The 19,743-nt window shown below is 31.3% G+C and carries 20 protein-coding genes; all 20 read left to right on the top strand.

Features of this window, described 5'->3' with window-relative positions:
• Positions 1-12 precede the first annotated feature (12 nt).
• The 20 genes from NMK29_RS21285 (at position 13) to NMK29_RS21380 (ending at position 19,734) form a co-directional block, all read left to right on the top strand.
• On the top strand, positions 13-1,137 hold the full coding sequence (locus NMK29_RS21285; RefSeq protein ID WP_108804657.1) for a helix-turn-helix domain-containing protein: 1,125 nt from the start codon (positions 13-15) through the stop codon (positions 1,135-1,137).
• Between the two features lie 116 nt (positions 1,138-1,253).
• Positions 1,254-5,132, top strand: coding sequence for a hybrid sensor histidine kinase/response regulator transcription factor (locus NMK29_RS21290; RefSeq protein WP_108804658.1), 3,879 nt, complete (start codon positions 1,254-1,256; stop codon positions 5,130-5,132).
• Between the two features lie 204 nt (positions 5,133-5,336).
• On the top strand, positions 5,337-6,587 hold the full coding sequence (locus NMK29_RS21295; RefSeq protein ID WP_108804659.1) for a helix-turn-helix domain-containing protein: 1,251 nt from the start codon (positions 5,337-5,339) through the stop codon (positions 6,585-6,587).
• A 138-nt stretch (positions 6,588-6,725) separates the two neighbouring features.
• Complete coding sequence (locus tag NMK29_RS21300) at positions 6,726-8,327, top strand: fibronectin type III domain-containing protein (protein WP_108804660.1); 1,602 nt, start codon at positions 6,726-6,728, stop codon at positions 8,325-8,327.
• Positions 8,328-8,448: 121 nt separating this feature from the next.
• Positions 8,449-9,759: a hypothetical protein gene (locus tag NMK29_RS21305; RefSeq protein ID WP_108804661.1), complete on the top strand. Its 1,311-nt coding sequence runs from the start codon at positions 8,449-8,451 to the stop codon at positions 9,757-9,759.
• A gap of 33 nt (positions 9,760-9,792) precedes the next feature.
• A complete protein-coding gene (locus NMK29_RS21310; protein ID WP_108804662.1) occupies positions 9,793-10,296 on the top strand; it encodes a hypothetical protein in 504 nt (167 codons plus the stop codon).
• A gap of 119 nt (positions 10,297-10,415) precedes the next feature.
• Positions 10,416-10,904, top strand: coding sequence for a hypothetical protein (locus NMK29_RS21315; protein ID WP_027394562.1), 489 nt, complete (start codon positions 10,416-10,418; stop codon positions 10,902-10,904).
• Positions 10,905-11,056: 152 nt separating this feature from the next.
• The gene (locus NMK29_RS21320; protein WP_159092305.1) at positions 11,057-12,082 is read left to right on the top strand and encodes a kelch-like protein; all 1,026 of its coding nucleotides are present in this window, start codon (positions 11,057-11,059) and stop codon (positions 12,080-12,082) included.
• A gap of 34 nt (positions 12,083-12,116) precedes the next feature.
• Positions 12,117-12,647, top strand: coding sequence for a peptidoglycan DD-metalloendopeptidase family protein (locus NMK29_RS21325; RefSeq protein WP_108804664.1), 531 nt, complete (start codon positions 12,117-12,119; stop codon positions 12,645-12,647).
• A 64-nt stretch (positions 12,648-12,711) separates the two neighbouring features.
• Positions 12,712-13,368, top strand: a complete 657-nt coding sequence (locus tag NMK29_RS21330) for a hypothetical protein (protein ID WP_108804665.1) — start codon at positions 12,712-12,714, stop codon at positions 13,366-13,368.
• A gap of 63 nt (positions 13,369-13,431) precedes the next feature.
• On the top strand, positions 13,432-14,052 hold the full coding sequence (locus tag NMK29_RS21335; protein ID WP_027394566.1) for an SIMPL domain-containing protein: 621 nt from the start codon (positions 13,432-13,434) through the stop codon (positions 14,050-14,052).
• Positions 14,053-14,072: 20 nt separating this feature from the next.
• Entirely contained in the window at positions 14,073-14,669 is a 597-nt protein-coding gene (locus NMK29_RS21340) for a hypothetical protein (protein ID WP_159092306.1), read from the top strand.
• A gap of 12 nt (positions 14,670-14,681) precedes the next feature.
• Entirely contained in the window at positions 14,682-15,701 is a 1,020-nt protein-coding gene (locus NMK29_RS21345; protein WP_108804667.1) for an RNA ligase family protein, read from the top strand.
• 79 nt (positions 15,702-15,780) lie between these two features.
• Positions 15,781-16,284 (top strand): hypothetical protein, encoded by a 504-nt coding sequence (locus tag NMK29_RS21350; protein ID WP_108804668.1) that lies wholly within the window; start codon positions 15,781-15,783, stop codon positions 16,282-16,284.
• An 83-nt stretch (positions 16,285-16,367) separates the two neighbouring features.
• Positions 16,368-16,904: a hypothetical protein gene (locus NMK29_RS21355; RefSeq protein ID WP_027394570.1), complete on the top strand. Its 537-nt coding sequence runs from the start codon at positions 16,368-16,370 to the stop codon at positions 16,902-16,904.
• Positions 16,901-17,374, top strand: coding sequence for a hypothetical protein (locus tag NMK29_RS21360; protein WP_108804669.1), 474 nt, complete (start codon positions 16,901-16,903; stop codon positions 17,372-17,374). Before NMK29_RS21355 ends, NMK29_RS21360 begins: the two co-directional genes overlap by 4 nt.
• A 254-nt stretch (positions 17,375-17,628) precedes the next feature.
• Entirely contained in the window at positions 17,629-18,219 is a 591-nt protein-coding gene (locus NMK29_RS21365; RefSeq protein ID WP_199915061.1) for a hypothetical protein, read from the top strand.
• A 100-nt stretch (positions 18,220-18,319) separates the two neighbouring features.
• Positions 18,320-18,640 (top strand): hypothetical protein, encoded by a 321-nt coding sequence (locus NMK29_RS21370; protein WP_108804670.1) that lies wholly within the window; start codon positions 18,320-18,322, stop codon positions 18,638-18,640.
• 66 nt (positions 18,641-18,706) lie between these two features.
• Positions 18,707-19,042, top strand: coding sequence for a zinc-ribbon domain-containing protein (locus NMK29_RS21375; RefSeq protein ID WP_108804671.1), 336 nt, complete (start codon positions 18,707-18,709; stop codon positions 19,040-19,042).
• 134 nt (positions 19,043-19,176) lie between these two features.
• Entirely contained in the window at positions 19,177-19,734 is a 558-nt protein-coding gene (locus NMK29_RS21380; RefSeq protein WP_108804672.1) for a hypothetical protein, read from the top strand.
• The last annotated feature ends 9 nt before the right edge of the window (positions 19,735-19,743 follow it).

Consider the following 19,743-nt stretch of genomic DNA (forward strand, 5'->3'; position numbering starts at 1 on the left):
TTAACCAACGTAATGAAAATTAACCTGTATAATGCGGCAATCTTTTTTGCATGCATAGCAATCGTTGCTATAGCATTGTGGAGGTTTTATACATATTGGAAAAAGAATAATAAACCTAAATATTTTAATAGGTTTTTAGGATCAAAATCTTTTGATGAAGTCTCCAAAACTAAAGAATCTGAGGAAGAAGCTGTTCAAAAGGCAATTCAGAACTTTAGAATGTCTGGATTAAATCATATGTTTTCGGAAGAAGAATTAGAACTGATACATTATGATAAACCTTCTCAGATTACGGGAATATTAAGTTATTTTTCTACATCATTATTCGATAAAGATAAATTAGATGATGTATTATGGGATATTGTAGAGAATTGTATTGCTTATCTACAATTAGAAGATTGTATCATATATATATTAGATGATTCGAAAAAAGTACTTATTCAGAAGGCGGCATTTGGTAATAAAAATCAAGGAGAACGTAAAATTTTAAGCCCTATAGAAATTTCTCTAGGTCAGGGAATTGTAGGACAAGTGGCTCAATCTGGAGAGTACGAATGTGTTTATAACGTTACGTATGATGAAAGATATGTAGTAGATGATATTAGTCGTAGTTCAGAGTTAGCAGTTCCCATTACTATTGACGATAAAGTAGTTGGAGTATTAGATTCAGAACACTCGCAAGAAGGTTTTTTTAATGAACATCATATTTTGTTATTTCAATTAATTGCTAAACTTACAGCAAAGAAGCTTGCGCAGATTAATGTTGAAAACACTACAAACATAACTAATGATAATCTATATTTTAAAGAGCTTGATTTTTTAATGAAAGAAGCTAAAATTTATAGAGATGCTAGTTTGGGATTAGAAGGTATTTCTAAAATGTTAAAGATTAGTAGTAATTATTTGTCTCAAATGTTAATTGGATTAAGAGGAACTAATTTTTCTGATTATGTAAATAGTTTTAGAGTCGAAGATGCAAAGTCTAAACTAAGGAATCCAAAATTCGTAAACTATACAACACTTGCTATTGGTTTAGAATCTGGTTTTAATTCTGAATCTAATTTTTATAATATTTTTAAAAAACACGTGGGTGTTTCTCCAAAAGAATATAGACTATCCGAGCAGGAGGTTAAATAATTTAGAAATAAGTACTCAATTTTTTAGGATAAGATATTGTAAAAAAAGTTGTTCTTTTACAGTAAAGGACGATTAATTGTCTGTCCTGCTAAATTGTATTATACTCCTTAAAACTAATGAAGTACATACATAAATTAATAGTGTTTGGTGCTTGCTTTCTACTGTCTTGTTTTCATACTTACGGACAAGGAGAGGTTACTTATAATGTTAAATCGTATAATGTTTTTAATGGATTATCTAATAATTGGGTTTCTGATATATTTCAAGATGAAGATGGTTTTATGTGGTTTGCGACACAATATGGACTTAATAGATTTGATGGACAATCTTATAAAAAATACACCTATACATCAAAAAACTCTAGAAGCTTATCAGGTAATTGGGTAAGATCTATACTTCAGTTAAGTGATGGCAAACTCTATATAGGGACTTTAGGTGGGGGAATAGATATTTTAGATCCACATAGTGGAGCATTCGAAAATCTTGAAAAATTAGAGGGTAAGAAAGATATATTAATGGTCAATAATTTGATCAAACATGGAAAAGATAATCTATGGATATCCTCTACAAGCGGGGCCTATAAATATGTTCCTAAAACTCAAAAATTAACTTCGTTTTATAGTAAAAGATCATCAAATATTTCGGTTCTTAACGAAAGAATGTCATTAATAGCCACTAAAGAAGGCTTGTTTGAGGTAACGGATACTATTACAAAAAAGTTAGAGCTATTTAATGGAAGACTGATTACTAATATTTTTACTTTATCCAACAAGAAGACTATAGTATATATTGCTAATGAGTTATATAGCATAGAAAAAAGAAATGACCAATGGGTAAAAGAGAGACTGAATTTTGATAGCTCATATATTAGTAAGCCAACAGACAAATCATTTATTTTTCAGGATAATCGAGATTGGATTTGGCTAGCCGCAGGAAAAAATATATGGAAATTTTCTCCAGATTTTAAGACACAAATTGTACTTGATGTAGAGGAATTATTAGGATATGATTTTTCGGATAGGTTAAGGCTTCTTTGTATTTTTCAGGATAGGGATGATAATTTTTGGATAGGAACTAATGCGGGTGCTTTTCAACTTATAGAAAATAAACCTTTTAGACATCCTGAGATAGGGGCAATTGGAAACGTTAGAGAGATTGTAGAGTGTCAAGGTAAAATGTGGTTTACATTACCTGATGGACTGTATACTTGGGATAAGGCTAAAGGAACACAATTAGAAAAAGTTGTTGATTATAGAATGACATCTTTGGTATGTGCATCTAATGGTTCAGTTTATGGATTATTTAGGAATGAATCTGTTGGAATATTAAAGATAGATGCAGAAAATGAACGCATAGTTGAGCAAATATTTGAATCTGATAAAATAGTAGGGAATCCCTGGAGGATTGTTGAAGATGCAAATAAACGTTTATGGATTACTCAATGGGATTATTTGATGGTCTATGATACCACTGATGGCAGTTATTTTAGATTTAAAGTCACTAAGAAAAATATAGGAATTATTGATTTATTTTTAGACAAGGATGACAATTTATGGTTAGGGACTATAAGTGGAGGTCTTCTTAAGTTTTCTAATGCTAGCGAAATTGTAGAATCTTCTAATTATAATTTTAAGCGTTTTGTACATAATAAGGATGATTTAAATAGTATTAGTTCTAGTTTGATTCAATCGTTACATCAAACAGAAGATGGAAAGCTATGGATGGGAACTGATGGAGGTTTAAATAGCATGGATATCGAAGAAGAGAAGTTCACCCGATATATGCGAAATGATCGAATGCCAAGTGATAAAATATTAAATATTACTAGTGATAAAAAAGGAGTATTATGGTTAAGTACAATAAGTAACGGTATAACTTCATTCGATCCTGAGAAAAATAAATTTAATACATATACTGTCAAAGATGGTCTATATGATAACTCTATGTTGTTGAGTTCTATTTACCGAGAAGAAGATGGATATATCTGGATGGGAAGTGAAAGAGGTGTAAATTATTTTAATCCAGAACAAGTAGAGGTTACCTCAGATTATAAACCAAATTTGGTTTGGTCATCTTATGCAAAACACCAAAAGGATACAGTTATTACAGGACATTTTCCGAATAAATTAAATGATGTTATTAAGGTTGGTCCTGATGATCAGAACGTTAGTTTTCAATTTTTAGCTTTAACTTTTAAAGAACCACAAAATGTTAGATATCAATTTTGGCTGCAAGGGTTTCATAACGATTGGTTGCCATTACAAGAGAAAGGATTGATTACACTATCATATTTACCCAAAGGAAAATACAAATTACACGTTAGAGCATCTAGTTCAGAGAATAAATGGGAAGTAGTACATGAACCAATATCGATTTTAGTATTGCCTCCTTGGTATAAAACTAATTTAGCTTATATATTATATGGTTTATCTTTATTACTGTTGATTTTTTCTTTTTATAAAATCCAGTTAAGAAGAAAAATAGCTGAAACAGAGAAAGAGCATGTTTCTAGTTTGGCTGAGGTTAAAACACGATGGTTTAATCAGATAGCCCATGAGTTTAGAACACCTCTTACGGTTATTTTAGGAGCTGTAGACCAGATAAGAACTAGATCTGCAAAAGATGGTTTGGGTAAAGAAAATAAGCATTTACATCAAATTCAAAATCAGGCAAATCATTTATCGAATCAAGTACATCAAATTTTGGAAATTGCACAAATGCAAGAGGATCAATTAGAAATTGATGAACAGGTAGGAGATTTTATTTCTTTTCAGAAATATCTTTTGTATTCATTTAAGTCTCTTGCCGAAGAAAAAGAAATTTCACTTACATTTTCTAGCAATCAAGAAGAATTGTTAATTTATTATGATGACGATAAGTGGAGAAAAATCACTACCAACTTAGTTTCTAATGCTATTAAATATAATAAAATTGGAGGAGAAGTTTCTTTACAAATTAAATGTATTGAAGATGAAGAAAATTCTATCGTCAATGTTATTGTAAAGGATTCTGGGATTGGGATTCCTTCCGACTTTATAAAAATTCTATATGACCCTTTTACTAGATCTCAAACAGAAAATCAAAATGGTGTAGGACTTGGATTAACATTAACCAAGGAGCTAGTAGAGTTAATGAAAGGTACTATTAAAGTAGAAAGTAAAGAAGGGTTCGGAACTGTTTTTATTATTAGTGTGCCTGTAATTAATGTCAATGAAGCCCAGAATTCAGAAGAGATAATTATTTCCGAAGAATCATCTTTACCCATTGTTTTAGTAGCAGAAGATCATAAAGAAGTACAAGAATACATAGAGTTTTGTTTAGCATCAAGCTATAAGGTTCTTGTGGCAAATAATGGACAAGAAGCTTGGGATTTATGTCAAAAACATCTTCCTGATCTGGTAATTTCTGATATTATGATGCCTAAATGGGACGGTATTAAATTAGGTACTATGATTAGAGACAATATAGCAACGAACCATATTCCTCTTATTTATCTAACAGCTAAGGCTAATCAAAATAGTCAAATCGAAGGTTTAAAAATTGGTGCAGATGCGTATTTAGCAAAACCGTTCGATAGAGAAGAATTATTGATTAGAGTAAATCACCTGATAGAAACAAGAAAAATACTAAGAGAAAAATATGATCGGGAGGATGTGGGGAATGTCTCAGAAAATCAGGTAATAGATAGCTTTATACAATCCGTCATAGACAGCATTAAAAACCATATGGATAATGATGAATTTAATGTACCATTATTAGCAGAAGAATTACATATGAGTAGAGTTCATTTATTTAGAAAAATTAAAAACCTTACTGGTATGTCTCCGACCAAGTTTATTCGAAAAGTTCGGTTACAACATGCACGTGATTTATTGAAAAACAATGAGTTCACGATTGCAGAGATCGCATATCAAACAGGGTTTAAAGACCCTGCTTATTTCAGTAGAGTTTATGTAGAAGAATTTGGAAAGCCACCTTCAGAATCAAGAAAGTAAACCATAAAACCTCAGTGTTTACAGTAGATAATCCATTCATGTAACTGTAGTACAAACATTCGTAACGACAGTACAACAGAGGATTTAATTCTTGTTTTACCTTGCTTTTGTAATTGAAAGCAATCAATTCCTGTTTGAATAATATAGCCGCTTTTTTTGTGACTTAATTCAAGCAGTTTTGGTAAGGACAAAAAAAAAATCAAAATGGACATTAAGAAAAAATCAGGCAATAGTACTGCCGAAGAAATCACTCGTAAGGTTATAATAATATGTATATCATTTGTTGTAATTGCTGTTATGATATCGATATTAGATCGTAATTCATTTTCGGTAAGTCACCTACATACAAAATTAAATATATGGTGTATTCTAATCACCTCCCTTCTTTTCTTGTTTTTTGAGACTAAAGAAACATCAGAATTGTTATTAAATGATTCTTCTATTATTTCTTTTGACCAGAATAGTGCTTTAAATCTTCAGAAGACTAAAAAGAAAGTATATCCCAAAAAAGAAAACAAACCAGCAGAGAAAAGTATAAATAGATTATCAATCCCTTATCTTGATGAGGTTTTTGATGAGTTTGAGGATGATTATTTGCAAAACGCTCCGATCCAAACAATAGCTATACTAAGTTATTTTGCAACATCACTTTTTGAAAAAAACAATGTAAACGATGTATTATGGGATATTGTAGAAAATTGTATTTCTCATCTTCATCTAGAAGATTGTGTTATTTATATGTTGGACAAAGAAAAAGAGTATTTGATTCAAAAAGCAGCTTTCGGAAACAAAAACAATGGAGAGAAGAAAATTGTTAGTCCGATAAAAATTAAGATGGGAGATGGTATTGTCGGAAATGTGGCAAAATCCCAAAGGTATCAACGCATTAATGATGTAAGTAAAAACAAAGCTTATATTGTTGATGATGAAACTAGAATGTCCGAACTATCAGTACCAATATGTATTGAAGGGAACATTATAGGTGTTTTAGATTCGGAACATTCGGAAAAAAACTTTTTTACGAATGATCATGTATTCCTATTCCATTTAATAGCAAAACTCACAGAAAAAAAATTAAAGCAAATCTGTGGTAATAATACTAGCTGTAATATAACAAATGATAATACATACTATAAGGAACTTGAATTCTTAATGAAAGAAGCAAAATTATATAGAGATCCTAATATAGGTTTAGATAGTGTAGCACATAAATTAAAAATTAGCAGTAACTATTTGTCTCAGTTAGTGAATAAATTAACTGGAAAAAATTTCGCAGATTATATAAATACATTTAGGGTAGAAGATGCCAAATTAAAATTAAGGAATACTAATTTTATAAATTATACCATTGTTGGTATTGCTTTAGAATCTGGATTTAACTCTAAATCTACATTTTATAGTTCGTTTAAAAAAGTGACCGGTATTTCCCCTAGTGTTTATAGAAAAACAGGTTAAAAATGTCCCGATTCTTTGAAATTCAAACTTTCCGGATACTTCACGCTTTAAACTGATCTACATTTATTGTCCAGAGTATGTTATAGTTCATTCTGCTAAAGATGCTATAAACATTTTTTGATAATAAATTTGAATATTATGAAAAAGAATAATTTTTTATATCTGTTCCTAGTAATAGGTTTAATAATAATTAGTTGCAAAAATGATGATTTAATCGTTTTACCCCAAAACCAAAATCCAGGAAACTTCTTAATAGGTGTTAGTCAAGTTACAGCAAATAGTTGGTTATTAAATTGGGATGCTGCAATTGACCCAGATGGTGATACTGTTTCGTATACAATAACACTAAACGGAGCTGAAATAGCCTCCTCTCTTACAGATACGGAGTATTTATTAGAAGAACTTTCTCCTAATACTAATTATAATGGAACTGTTATAGCTTCTGATGGAAACAATGGTACTACTCAAAGCACTTTTTCATTTACCTCAGCTGAAACAACAGGGGATATGGTAGCAATTGCCTGGGAGAAATCCTTTGGAGGTTCTGAAATTGATGTTGCATATTCAATAGCACTTACCACTGATGGAGGATATGTAATAGCAGGAGTAGCCAATTCTGATGATGGTGATGTAGGAGGAAATAATGATGCTGACGGTTTTTTAGGAGGGGATTTTTGGGTAATTAAATTAAATGGTTCAGGAGATTTATTATGGGAAACTAATATTGGAGGCTCTGCTAATGATTATGTTTATAGTATACAACAAACATCAGATGGAGGATATATTGCAACAGGATCTAGTAATTCTCAAACAAGTATTGATGGAAGTCCTTCTTTTTTCGATTTTTGGGTTATAAAATTAGATGCATCTGGAAACGTGATTTGGGAAAATAATTATGGAGGAAGTGGAAATGAGAGTGCGAGATCTATTAACGAAACATCAGATGGAGGATATATCGTTGCTGGTTTCGCTGGTTCATCAGATGGAAATGTAAGTGGTAATAATGGAAAGGTGGATTTTTGGATCATAAAAATAGATAGTTTAGGAGCTTTAGAATGGGAAAAAAACTTTGGAGGTAGTGAGTTTGATAGCGCGAGGTCGATAGAGCAGACTAATGATGGTGGGTATATAGTTGGAGGATATACAGAATCTTTCGATGGTGATGTAAGTAATCATTATGGTGACAGAGATTACTGGATTATAAAACTAGATGCTTCTGGAAACCTTGTCTGGGAAAAATCTCTAGGAGGCACATTAGAGGATTTTGTTAATGATGTTCATCAAACTATGGATAACGGGTATATCGTAGCAGGATTTTCTGAATCTTCTGATTTTGATGTTAGTAATAACAACGGAAAAAAAGATATGTGGATTGTTAAGTTAAATAGCTCAGGAGAAATAGTTTGGGAAACCAGTTTGGGAAGTTCAGAGAGTGATAGCGGTCGATCTATTCGGCAAACTACGGATCAAGGATATGTTGTCGCAGGTTACTCTGGAGCAAGTGATGGAGATGTAAGCACTAATAATGGTGGGTATCGAGACTATTGGATTGTTAAACTAAGTGATTTAGGAGAATTATCTTGGGAAATTAGTGTTGGAGGTCCAGAACCAGATTATGCCAACGCAATTCAGCAAACCAACGATGGTTATATTGTAACAGGACATGTTCAAGGGCCTGGAGGTGATATTAGTGGTTCTGGTAAAGGTAAATGGGATTATTGGGTAGTAAAGTTAGAATAAACGGTTAGACAAAATTATGTAGTGATAGAGTTTTTTTGTCCAATTTGCTTTTCATTACTTGTGGATCCTCATTATCTAACCTAACCGCAGTGATGAGGATCCTTTTTTTTAAATTTAAGATATGAAACGATTTACATTAATTTTAGTATGTACCATTTCTACTTGTTTTTTTGGGTATTCTTGTTTTTGGGATTATGACACTATAGAAATGGAAAGAATGCAGTTTCCTGATGTAATTGAATTAATATCAGGAAAGTTTTTAAGGCATTCACCTGAGTTTTATCAATGGCGAATACAAGATAGAGAACGAAAATTGCAAAACTCCCCAGATAACTTAGGACTATATGATGATCTTGCAGTTGCATATTCAAAAATTGGTGATGATCCTAAAGCAATTCAAATTATTCTAAAAAAGGATAGTATCGCTCCTAATAACTATAAAACATATGCTAACCTCGGAACTTTCTACATCCATAATAATCAATTAGAAAAAGGAATAGAATATATTGACAAAGCAATTGCAATAAATCCAGAAGCTCATTTCGGAAGAGAGATTTATCAACGACATTTAGTTGAATATGTACTAAGTAAAAGGAAAAATGGAAAAGTTGTTCTTCCATTATCATTGGGATTTGATGATACTCGTGGAGGTTTTCCTATAAAGACATTTGATAATTTTTATACTTTTATAAGTGATAAATACTATAGTAAGAAAGCAGATACTATAGAAAAGAAATTATTGCCAAAAGAAGAACTTCAAAAAGCAATCAAGGGTGTCATGGGGATGATGAAGTTTGGTAATTATGACTCACCAATTTTACTAGAAGCCCTAGGAGATTTATTAATGGCAAGTGGTTGGAAAAGTGGAGCAAGACAATTAGCCGCAAGAGCATATTTTAAGGCTTCTTACCACAGCAAAGAAAAAGCTACAAAGGAGTTGTATGATCAGAAGATTGCACTTACACTCTATTACCAATATACAAAAAGAAGAGGTGATCGATTTACAATCGATGAGCTAGAAAAATCATTAAAAGAGGAAATTACAGAAGGAACTGCGTATTATGAAAAAATACGTAAAGACGAGATCAGGTGGATAGAACTTGGCAAAGATCCGGAGATTGAGTTTTCAAAAAAATATTATCAAGAACCATCACTTGGGACACGAATTCAGGAAGCAAATACTTCAATAGATATAGTTGAAAATAATTATCAAAAATATAAACCAGATGAGACGACTCATCTAAAACTATCGTCTAAAGACACTATTTTTTTGAAGGATAATCTAGAAACTGAAACTGATACAAAGCTAGTAAAAGAACAAAAGGTAACAGATAATAATCAAACGAATATACCTACCATAGTTTTCTTCATAATTCCTATTGCTATTATTATTCTTGTCTATATAATTAAAGTTCATGGAACAAAATTTTAGTAAAACTCTTTTGCAAAAGAAATCATATCTAAAATGAGGTATATAGTATTTTTTATTGCGTTAGTTAGTATTTCCGCATCTCATGCGCAACATTGCCCTTGGGATTTGTCGTCAATTGTAATAGTTGATGTTAGTGAATCTAAAACAGGGAAAACAATCAATGGTCTGAAAATTATTGTAACAGATTCTAAAGGAAATCCGTATGAAAATGAATCTTATGGAGAAAACAGAACAAATGAATTGGTGTTTACTCAAAATATAGACAAGATTATACAGAAACGCTCTAGTTTTAATCAATTCCCATTATGTAATGGTTGCTATATACTAATAGTCTCGGGAAAAGGGAAATTGTATGAGAAATTTATAATGATAAAAGATACTACTTTCAAAAAAAGACAACATTTTGAAACCAAAATCGTAAAAATTAAGCCGGAAAATACTCAAAGCCTCTGTAGAGAAAATCCTATTTGGAGTAACAATGATTTTTTAAACAAAATGAAGATTAATGTACTATTAAACAAGAGGGGTCTTCCATAATAGATATGACATCTTTAAAAGTCCTAAATAATATCCGGATTCTTTGAAATTCAATGTTTTCGGACATCTAAGAGCAAGAGTCACAATACTTTTAATGTATTAACTAAAAATTATTTTACATGAAAAAACAAATCAAAAAATTAGCACTATTTTGTATAATAGCACTAGTTGCATCGTGCTCAAAACCTGAATTAGACAATACAGATGAAACCTTAGCTACACCAAAAGTCGAAATTGTAGAAAGTGCAAAAGACTGGGGATTTCCGGGTGATGATGAATGGCAAATTCCACATCTTGTTGGGGTGTACGGTCCTTCTTCTTTAGATGCCTATGAGGTAGGAACGTATTCATATTTTCTGCCAAAAGATGTATTAGCTTCACTTCCTAGTAGCCTAAGAGGTTTTAGAATAAGATTTTGGGCAGAAAATACTTTTGGGTTTCTAATACCAATTCAAACCGATAACGTAGGTGCTAGTACTTCAAGCCTTAGTTTTCCTGTGTATGGAAGTGGTAGCACAACTAGGTGGCGCATAGAATATATGGTATATAATAAAAAAACAGGATCAGTTGTTGATTCAAAATTTAAAGATGTCTTAGTCACTAATTAATAAAATAACCAAGTGGGTTGAATACTCAACCCACTTGGTTTAGATTATGTATTTGTAAAAAAATATCCGAATTCTTTGAAATTCAAACTTCTCGGACATGTAAGGTAAAATTGGAGTTTATTTTTGATCATATGTTATTAAAAACGTGTGATATGAAAAATAGATTTAGAATTGGATACATTTTTAGGCTATTAACAGTTTTGTTGATTGTTTGTAGTTGTGAATTAAAAGAAGAAGATATACATGAAGAGGCTTCTCAGGTTTCTTCAGAAAAAATGCTCCCAATAGGTGGAATTACGCTTCCAAATACTGTAGTAAATGAAGAAACTCCATATGGAGGAAGAGCAGCTCATACTTCAACCGTGTTTGATGATAAAATGTGGGTGATTGCGGGCATCAGAAACCAATTTACGTATAACGATGTTTGGAGTAGCAAAGATGGTAAAAATTGGGAAGAAGTAAATCCTAATGCGTCATTTGCAGAGCGTTATGGTCATGCTATGACTGTAGCGGATAAGAACATGTGGATTGTAGGAGGTACTCAAGGAAATCAGTACTTTAATGATGTTTGGCGCAGTACTAATGGAAAGGATTGGATACAGACTGCAAAAAATGCTCCTTTTTCTGCACGTAGATGGCACACGCTGGCAAGCATAGAAAACAGGATGTTTTTGATTGGTGGGTTAAGTGATAATTTTGATGTAAAAGGAGATGTGTGGATTAGTAGTGATGGAGTACAATGGAACTTGGTAACGAATCTAGCTCCATTTGGCAGGCGATATGGACATGCAACGGTGGTATATGATAATAAAATATGGGTTATCGGAGGATACGACAATAATGGAAATTACCTAAATGATGTTTGGTATTCTATAAATGGATTTCAATGGAATTTAGCTACGACTAGCACTCAGTTTTCTCCTAGAAGAAATCACGCTGTTACCGTAAGTGAAAAAGGAATGTGGTTAACAGCAGGTATAGGTCCTAAAAATGATTATTATGATGATATTTGGTTTAGTCAAGATGGGATTGCTTGGGAGCATGTGAATGTGAAGAAAAAATTTCCTTCTAGAGGATATCATACTTCTTTATATTTTGCTAATAAATTATTAGTTCTTAATGGTTTTAGTCTGGAAAATGGTGCTACATATTTTCAGGATATGTGGGGATATCAATAATACTTGATAAGGTAAAAACAGGCTAGGTTTCGATATGAGATTAATCAGATTTTTAATGATTTTTATGCTAGCAATAGGTTGTGGTGATGATGATTCTTTAATCGATCAGATTTCTCCATCTTTTAGTATTACACCTATACCAATTGATCAGGTTAGTTCATTTATTCCATTTGGCGAGTCGTTAACTCCAACTCAACAAAATCCAGCGATTGAATATTTCTCCAATCAATCGGATATAGAGGTAAGAGCGGTTAGTGATGGTGTTGTAGAAGATATCAGAATGAATATAAATATTGAGGATTTAGAGGTATGGATAAAACCAAGTAATAATTCTAACTGGCTCATTATTTATGACCATGTATTGGATATAAATATTTCTGTTGGTGATCAAGTGGATGCAGGTCAGATTATTGGTGTTATTGGTATTGGAAACAGGACAGAACTTCAAGTAAATGATGATCAAAATATAGCAAGGTGTCCACTACAATTCGGAACAGAAAATTTTGTACAACAACACATTAACTTTTCTGAAGAATGGTGTACTGCAGAAACAGTTATTCCTTAGTAGGTCATCGATAAAATTTAATATGAGTTAAATAATTGCTTTATAGATTGTTAAGGGTGTGGGAATGAATTACAGTAAAAAATATAATTATCTTGATTTTAGAGAGTTTTTACAATATCCCTATTACCAGAAGATAGCGCGATTGAGCAGTGCAAAAAGATTACTTGAGTATCAAGTCGAATTCATTGATATATACTCAAAATATATCCCACTATATCCTTCGGTCAAATGCGAACGCTTAGAATTTTTATATCTCTGTTATAGAACTGTGCAGGCTATGGATGAAAAACTGTTTCAGGATTTTGTCAATTTTAATTGGAGAGGAATAGTATGGGCTTGTTGGACAGGTTGCATAACGCCATATCCAAAATCATATATGATAGAACAGCTAAAAGAAATAGAAGATGATCTGCCTTATAATAAATGGTTAATAGAAACTGCTGTCAACATTTTATCCGGAAAAAGTAAGGATGATGAATTATATAATTACATATCTAAATTAAAATATTTCATAGGATTAATGCCAAGAGTGGAAATACCTTTACGGCCATTACCTAGTGAAAAACAATTACATAATCAGGAAATATTTAGAAATAGATTAAAAACAATTTATCAGACGAAAGGCACAAATGAAGCAATCATTTTTTTTCAAAAAAATAAGTCTTCAATTTATGATGTGAGCTATAAAGAGTGGCTAAGAAATATATCCAAAATAAAGTAAAAAAAGCTCTTTTAAATTCGGTTAACAACTTAATATTTATATAAATAATTTAAAAAAAACGTTATGAACTTGATAAAAAAAATACTCATAGTTTTCATACTATGTCAAGGCTTTTTAAACGCACAACAACAAAATTCGATTTCGGTTATTGGTGAAGCGAATAAAACAAATGAAATCAACACCTATATTGTAAATGTAGAATTTAGGGAAGTTATAGGTTATAAGAATAGAAATAATATTAATATAAAAAGCAAAACAGTAAGCGAATTAGAAAAGGAATTTGCAGCTGCATTAAGCAAAGTGAATATTAATTTCAGTCGTTTCGAAGAGGATATAATGTATCGTATTTCTTCTTATGATTATACAAACTCTTCTTTTTATTTTTACAAGACAACTTCGTTAGATGAAGTAAAAAAAATAATAAGTCAAAAAATAGAAGGTGTCACTAATACTAAAGTAGATATTATTGCTAAGGAAATGACCAATGAACAAATTGGAAAATTAACTAAAGAGGCTGTAGATGATGCGAGAAAAACAGCTGATCAGATAGCTATCAATATAGGAAAGAAAGTAGGAGACGTTATCCAAATTGAAAACCCAAATAACAAATACAAATATTATAATGCGGTGGCCGTAAAGGAGCCAACAAAGTATTATATTAAGGTTGTTTTTTCGCTAGAATAATTATGATTAAAATAGTTCAAATGAATCCAGTTTTATTAATGTGCCTATTATGTTTCCTAGGTTTAAGTTGTAATACTAAATCAAAGAATTTAGAAAAGGTTTCTAGTATTGAAACCAAAGTAGAGGATACACTTGCTATAGGATATACCTATTGGTGGCCACAAAATGGTCCTTTTATTGGTAATTGTGGCGAAAAATACAGCCTGGTTTTTCTAGGAACTATTAATGAAATTTATAAAAAAACCGAAAAAGAACAGTATGGATCTCAAACGGGAATTGTAAGAATAGATGAGGTGCTTCTTTCAAAAGAACTTAAAAACAGCAGCTACCAAGAAGAAACATACGTTTCTTCGGATTGTTTTGCCAATGTAGATGTTAAGAAAGGAGATAAAGTGATCGTTTTTTGTTATGAATATGAAGGTAGTAATAGTATTCCTGGTGGAAAATCAATACTAAAGATTAACGACGGTAATGATCCAATTGTAACATCAATAAAACGATACATTCAATCAGACCAAAATCCACGGTCTATCGAAGATGATGTACACATTTGGGATAAAATAGAACTTGGATCAGAACTGAGACAAATTATTTCTTGTAAAAAAACTATTCTCTAAAATTAAAACCCAATGATAGAAAGTTTTTCTGGATATGAAAAAATTGCCAAGAATTTAAAAGGTTTTGATGCTCATGATTTTAAATCTTTGGATAAGTTAGATTGGGTTGCAACAGAAAAAATACACGGTGCAAATTTTAGTTTTATCTATGAAAATAGAGAGCTTACATTTGCTAAAAGAAAGGAATTACTGACCTGGAAAAGTGATTTTTTTGGTTTTCAACTAGTGGTAAAACAAATCGAAAGTAATATTCTTGAGCTTTTTGAAGAGTTGAGCTTACAGTATAAAGCAACAAGATATATTATTTATGGAGAGCTTTTTGGAGGCATATATCCACATAAAAAGGTTACACCAGATAAAAGAGTACAGGCTATACAAACGGGTGTTTATTATGACCCTTCTATAAACTTCTTCGCCTTCGACATAGCAATAATTTCCGATGCTAAGTACTATCTATCGTATAAAGAAAGTATAAGGTATTTTGATAGATATAATATATCATTTGTCAAACCATTATTCGTTGGTAAATTATCAGAGGCTTTAAATTTTAATATATCAATAAACTCTAAAATACCGCAAGAGTTAAACTTACCCAATATATCTGATAATTTAATCGAGGGAATAATAGTAAAACCATATGATTATACAATAAGTGTAAATAAGAGACCAGTCGTTAAAATTAAGAACAATAAGTTCGAAGAAGAAAATAAATTCCATCAGGCAAAAAAGTGGGCTTTTACTGAAAACACTAATTCTTATACAGAAGAACTATCATTTTTAATAGCTGAAATACGGAATTATTTGACTAAAAATAGATTAGATAGTGCTATTTCTAAAATAGGGGCTGTGGATCACAATAAGAAGCAAAGAATATCTGAATTAGAAAATGAATTTCTAGAAGATACTTTGCTGGATTTTAATTTGGATAATAATGGGATTTTAGAAGGTATGGATACAATAGAAAAGAAGTGGGTCATAGATCGAATAAGAGCTGATATTAGACAACTCATAGAAGACTTTAGGAGAGAATAAGACTAATAAAAACCGAAGTTATGATTGTAGATACTAGTATGTTGTGTTTAATTGAAAAAATGATCTAAATATTAATTAAATGGATGAGTTTGAAAAAAAATACCCATATCAAGGCAAATGGTTTTTAATCATCTTAGGTATTATTCTTTTTGGAGGAGCCGCTGTTTTATTTTTTATTAAAGCTATTGATAATGAAAAAGGGTTAATTATTAATAAACTAATTAAGTTATCTGAAACAGAAGCGGCTATTTTTCATTGGATATTTTTTACCATTAGTCTTTTATTTGTAATTGCTGCATCTACTGGTGCATATCTCAAACTTAAAAAGAAAGAGTTTTTAGTATTAAAAACAAATTCTATTATTATTCCCCCAGTAGGTTTTAAAAGAGTAAGAACTGAAATCAAGTTTTCTAATGTCATATCTATAAATGAGATGGAAGTTAATAGAAATCTATTTTTGACAATTGTTTTTGAAGGTGGTAAACGAACAGTTACTAGCAATTTATTGGAAAAAAAATCCGACTATCAATATATCAAAACCTACATTTCAAACAAAATAAACACAACACAACAAGATGTATAATTCATGGCTACCCGCTGGCTAAGCTACGAAACTATGCATTAAACGATATGCTTAACAAACTTTTCATCCCACATATGAAAGTAATGAGATTAATAACGTTTTTATTAGTACATATAATAAGTATACCTACTCTTCTTGGACAAGGGGATCATAATCTTTATATAGAGAAAAACATTAATATGAATCTTGCTGGGGGAGTGGCTTATGGAATACAAGGTATAGCAATACCACCATATACTTTTAAGTTATCTGCAGGTATAGAATATACTATTGGGAAAGGTTCAATATATGCCTTACCCGGAGTTTCTGCTGGAATTGCTCCAGTTATTTTTTTTCATTTTGAAACTGGTATGGGATATCGATTTATGACCATTGATTATAGTACGAATTTTTATAAGACTAAAGAAGATGAGGTGACGCGAAGATTCAGTAACGGAAATATTAATTTGGGAATTCGATTTAAACTAAACAAAAAACGACAACGTAATTTATTTTTATGGATTAAAGCAGGCAAAAGCATTTCTGAAAAAGGATATGATGATGAGTTTCCTCCAATATGGAATGGATATAATGTAGAAGCAAGGATTGTATATAAAGTTTTTAAATTGTTTAAAAAATGATGAGAGGGAGCAAAATTCTAATTTGTATTACGTTTATGATTTGTCAGCATTTTTGCTTTTCACAAAAAGAAAAAGAATTTGCAAATCGAGAAGAAATAAAAGCAGAATGTCAGCAAATAATGGATGATTTTTCACAAAATAATGTTGTCGACGGTCTTATAAAAACAGGTATGATGTGGGTTTTCATACGAGATGAATATAAATATACACAGCAGAGAGCAATGGACCACTTTAACACATTTGAAGTAGAATATGGGTCTTTAATTGGAAATAAGTTGGTGAAGGAAGATGTAATCGAAGATTTGATGTATATGATAACGTATGTCTTAAAATATGAAAGGAGTGGTGTACTAATAAAGTTTACATTTTATAAAGGGAAAAATGACAATTGGTATCTGAATGACTTTAAGTGGGATAATGATATACTAAGTTTGTTTAAAGAAAGCAGGAAAGAATTCACAGAATATTGAGGAATTTTATAAACTAAGAGTAAGTACTAGACACTATCCATTCTGAATCAAAGTTTTTATATCTCCTAATTCTTCAAATCTAAAACCGTAGCTAGTGGAGTGATAGATATATGTTAGGTATCTTTAATTGAAGACGGTATTAATTATCTAAATACGTCCGAATTTATTGAAATTCAAACTTTTCGGATAGTGAAAAAACCACCCTTATTTAAGTTTGCTTCATTAACATTAAAAACTTTTATAAAATGAAAGCAATGAAAAATTTAATTGGATGTGTGATGATTGTATTACTATCCATATGCAGTATCTCTTGTGAGGGAGAAGATGGTGCGGTAGGACCGCAAGGCGAACAAGGTATTCAGGGTGATCAGGGTCCGCAAGGAGATCAAGGGGATCAGGGTGATCAGGGTGATCAAGGAGATACAGGAACAGCGAATGTTGTGTATTCTGATTGGATTGCCAGAGATTTCGAAGTTAGTGGGCCGCAACCATCCAACACGCAGTTACTAACTACACTTAGTGCTGCTGAGTTAAATCTTAGTGAAGATGTAGTATTAGTTTATGGGCGTCGTGAAGCAAACGCTATTTTGTCTGAGGTATATCAACTTCCTTATGCTCTCACTAGCCAACAGGAGTATTATACTTTTCAGGTAGCAAATTTTACAACTGGTGTAACTATACGAATTGAAGTGTCAGCATTGGATAATGATGGAAATAACAATTTCAATTTTTTTAATGACTTCAGATATGTCATAATTCCTGGTGGAGTAGCTGCTGGAAAATCTGCAACGGATTATGAAAACATGTCTTATGAAGAAATAGTTCAACTTTTTAACATCCAATAATCGTCCTAGAATAATTTAAAAAACTCTGAGTCTTTTATCTCGGGGTTTTTATAAATTTTTATGAGTATTAGGGATTCAGGTTAATGAGAAAAAATATTGTATGAGTGAACAAGTATCGAGGAGTAGAAATTCATTTTTCATTACAGAAGAAAAGAAATATAAATATTTGGGAGGGTATTTGACCATAGATGATTTTAAAATAAGAATACCATCCATAGGTTTAAAAAGAAAGTTCACCACTATAGCGCTATTGAGCATATTTGAAATCAATGAAGTTTATATCAATGATAGTTATTTATTAATTCTTCATTTCGAAGGTGGAAAAAGAAATATTAGTAGCAACCTAATGTCCAAAAAGGATGAATATTTAGAAATTAAAAAATTGATTTTGATTAAATCAAATAACAATGGTATAAGTTGAAATTACCCTGAAAACACAGAAGATTATAGGTGTAGTTTTAAGGAAAATTATAAAAATTAAAACACTATGATAATTTTTGGCAGCAGATCAGTTTATGTAACATCTAAACAATCTACCGGATCTATTTGTCCAAGTTGTGGTACTAAAGGTTCATTAAGGCTAATTGTGTTTAGAAGACATGTTCATGTTTTTTGGATTCCAATATTTCCCATAGGTAAAAAAGGAATGTCTCAGTGTCAGCATTGTAAAAATGTTCTTAATATAAAAGAGATGCCTGAACCTATAAAACAAGAGTGTATTACTTTAAAAAATAAAACTAAAGGGCCGATTTGGCAATTTGCAGGATTGGGAATACTCATAGTTATGATCCTTTGGGCTGCACTAATGACGAATATGAAATGAATAAAAGACTTATTTATTATAAGGAATTTTTATCCACCCAAATACGTCCGGATTCCTTGAATATCAAATATATCGGACATGTAAAGAACAAGTAACATTTATGTTTGTCGTATAATTTTAAAATAATAAAAGCGATGAAAAATTTAGTAAAATGTTTGATAATAGTTACAATATCACTGTTCATATTTTCTTGTTCTGATGGAGAAGATGGTGCTGTTGGTCTTGCTGGTCAAGATGGGATTGATGGAGTTGATGGGGTCGATGGAGATACGGGAACGGCAAATGTTATTTATTCTGATTGGATTCCTAATGGTTTTTCTGTTGGAGGAGGTTTAAATCAAAAAGTTTTTACTCTGGCTAACAGTCAAGAAATTATTGATTTGGATATTGACCTTGACATAAGTGTAGTGTTAGTTTATGCAAGAGGAGAAAGTGTTCTTTTAGCAGTAGGATTGGAAGCTGTACCGCTGCCGTATGAGTATCGATCAGAAGAACAATTATATACATATTCAATTGATAGTGGTCAAATAAGAGTATTAGGTTTGGTTACAGGTGGAAATAGTAATGATTTTGATTTTTTCGAAGATTACCGATATGTTATAATACCTGGTGGTGTAGCCGCAGGAAAATCAGTAGCTGATTATAAAAACATGACTTATGAGGAAATAGTAGACCTTTTTAATATTAAATGATGACTCTTA

The organism is Aquimarina sp. Aq107 (assembly GCF_943733665.1).
Lineage (GTDB): Bacteria > Bacteroidota > Bacteroidia > Flavobacteriales > Flavobacteriaceae > Aquimarina.

Coding starts and splice junctions, on each gene's coding strand:
- NMK29_RS21285 (WP_108804657.1), top strand. CDS start 13: ATGAAAATTAACCTGTATAATGCGGCAATCTTTTTTGCATGCATAGCA.
- NMK29_RS21290 (WP_108804658.1), top strand. CDS start 1,254: ATGAAGTACATACATAAATTAATAGTGTTTGGTGCTTGCTTTCTACTG.
- NMK29_RS21295 (WP_108804659.1), top strand. CDS start 5,337: ATGGACATTAAGAAAAAATCAGGCAATAGTACTGCCGAAGAAATCACT.
- NMK29_RS21300 (WP_108804660.1), top strand. CDS start 6,726: ATGAAAAAGAATAATTTTTTATATCTGTTCCTAGTAATAGGTTTAATA.
- NMK29_RS21305 (WP_108804661.1), top strand. CDS start 8,449: ATGAAACGATTTACATTAATTTTAGTATGTACCATTTCTACTTGTTTT.
- NMK29_RS21310 (WP_108804662.1), top strand. CDS start 9,793: ATGAGGTATATAGTATTTTTTATTGCGTTAGTTAGTATTTCCGCATCT.
- NMK29_RS21315 (WP_027394562.1), top strand. CDS start 10,416: ATGAAAAAACAAATCAAAAAATTAGCACTATTTTGTATAATAGCACTA.
- NMK29_RS21320 (WP_159092305.1), top strand. CDS start 11,057: ATGAAAAATAGATTTAGAATTGGATACATTTTTAGGCTATTAACAGTT.
- NMK29_RS21325 (WP_108804664.1), top strand. CDS start 12,117: ATGAGATTAATCAGATTTTTAATGATTTTTATGCTAGCAATAGGTTGT.
- NMK29_RS21330 (WP_108804665.1), top strand. CDS start 12,712: ATGAATTACAGTAAAAAATATAATTATCTTGATTTTAGAGAGTTTTTA.
- NMK29_RS21335 (WP_027394566.1), top strand. CDS start 13,432: ATGAACTTGATAAAAAAAATACTCATAGTTTTCATACTATGTCAAGGC.
- NMK29_RS21340 (WP_159092306.1), top strand. CDS start 14,073: ATGAATCCAGTTTTATTAATGTGCCTATTATGTTTCCTAGGTTTAAGT.
- NMK29_RS21345 (WP_108804667.1), top strand. CDS start 14,682: ATGATAGAAAGTTTTTCTGGATATGAAAAAATTGCCAAGAATTTAAAA.
- NMK29_RS21350 (WP_108804668.1), top strand. CDS start 15,781: ATGGATGAGTTTGAAAAAAAATACCCATATCAAGGCAAATGGTTTTTA.
- NMK29_RS21355 (WP_027394570.1), top strand. CDS start 16,368: ATGAGATTAATAACGTTTTTATTAGTACATATAATAAGTATACCTACT.
- NMK29_RS21360 (WP_108804669.1), top strand. CDS start 16,901: ATGATGAGAGGGAGCAAAATTCTAATTTGTATTACGTTTATGATTTGT.
- NMK29_RS21365 (WP_199915061.1), top strand. CDS start 17,629: ATGAAAAATTTAATTGGATGTGTGATGATTGTATTACTATCCATATGC.
- NMK29_RS21370 (WP_108804670.1), top strand. CDS start 18,320: ATGAGTGAACAAGTATCGAGGAGTAGAAATTCATTTTTCATTACAGAA.
- NMK29_RS21375 (WP_108804671.1), top strand. CDS start 18,707: ATGATAATTTTTGGCAGCAGATCAGTTTATGTAACATCTAAACAATCT.
- NMK29_RS21380 (WP_108804672.1), top strand. CDS start 19,177: ATGAAAAATTTAGTAAAATGTTTGATAATAGTTACAATATCACTGTTC.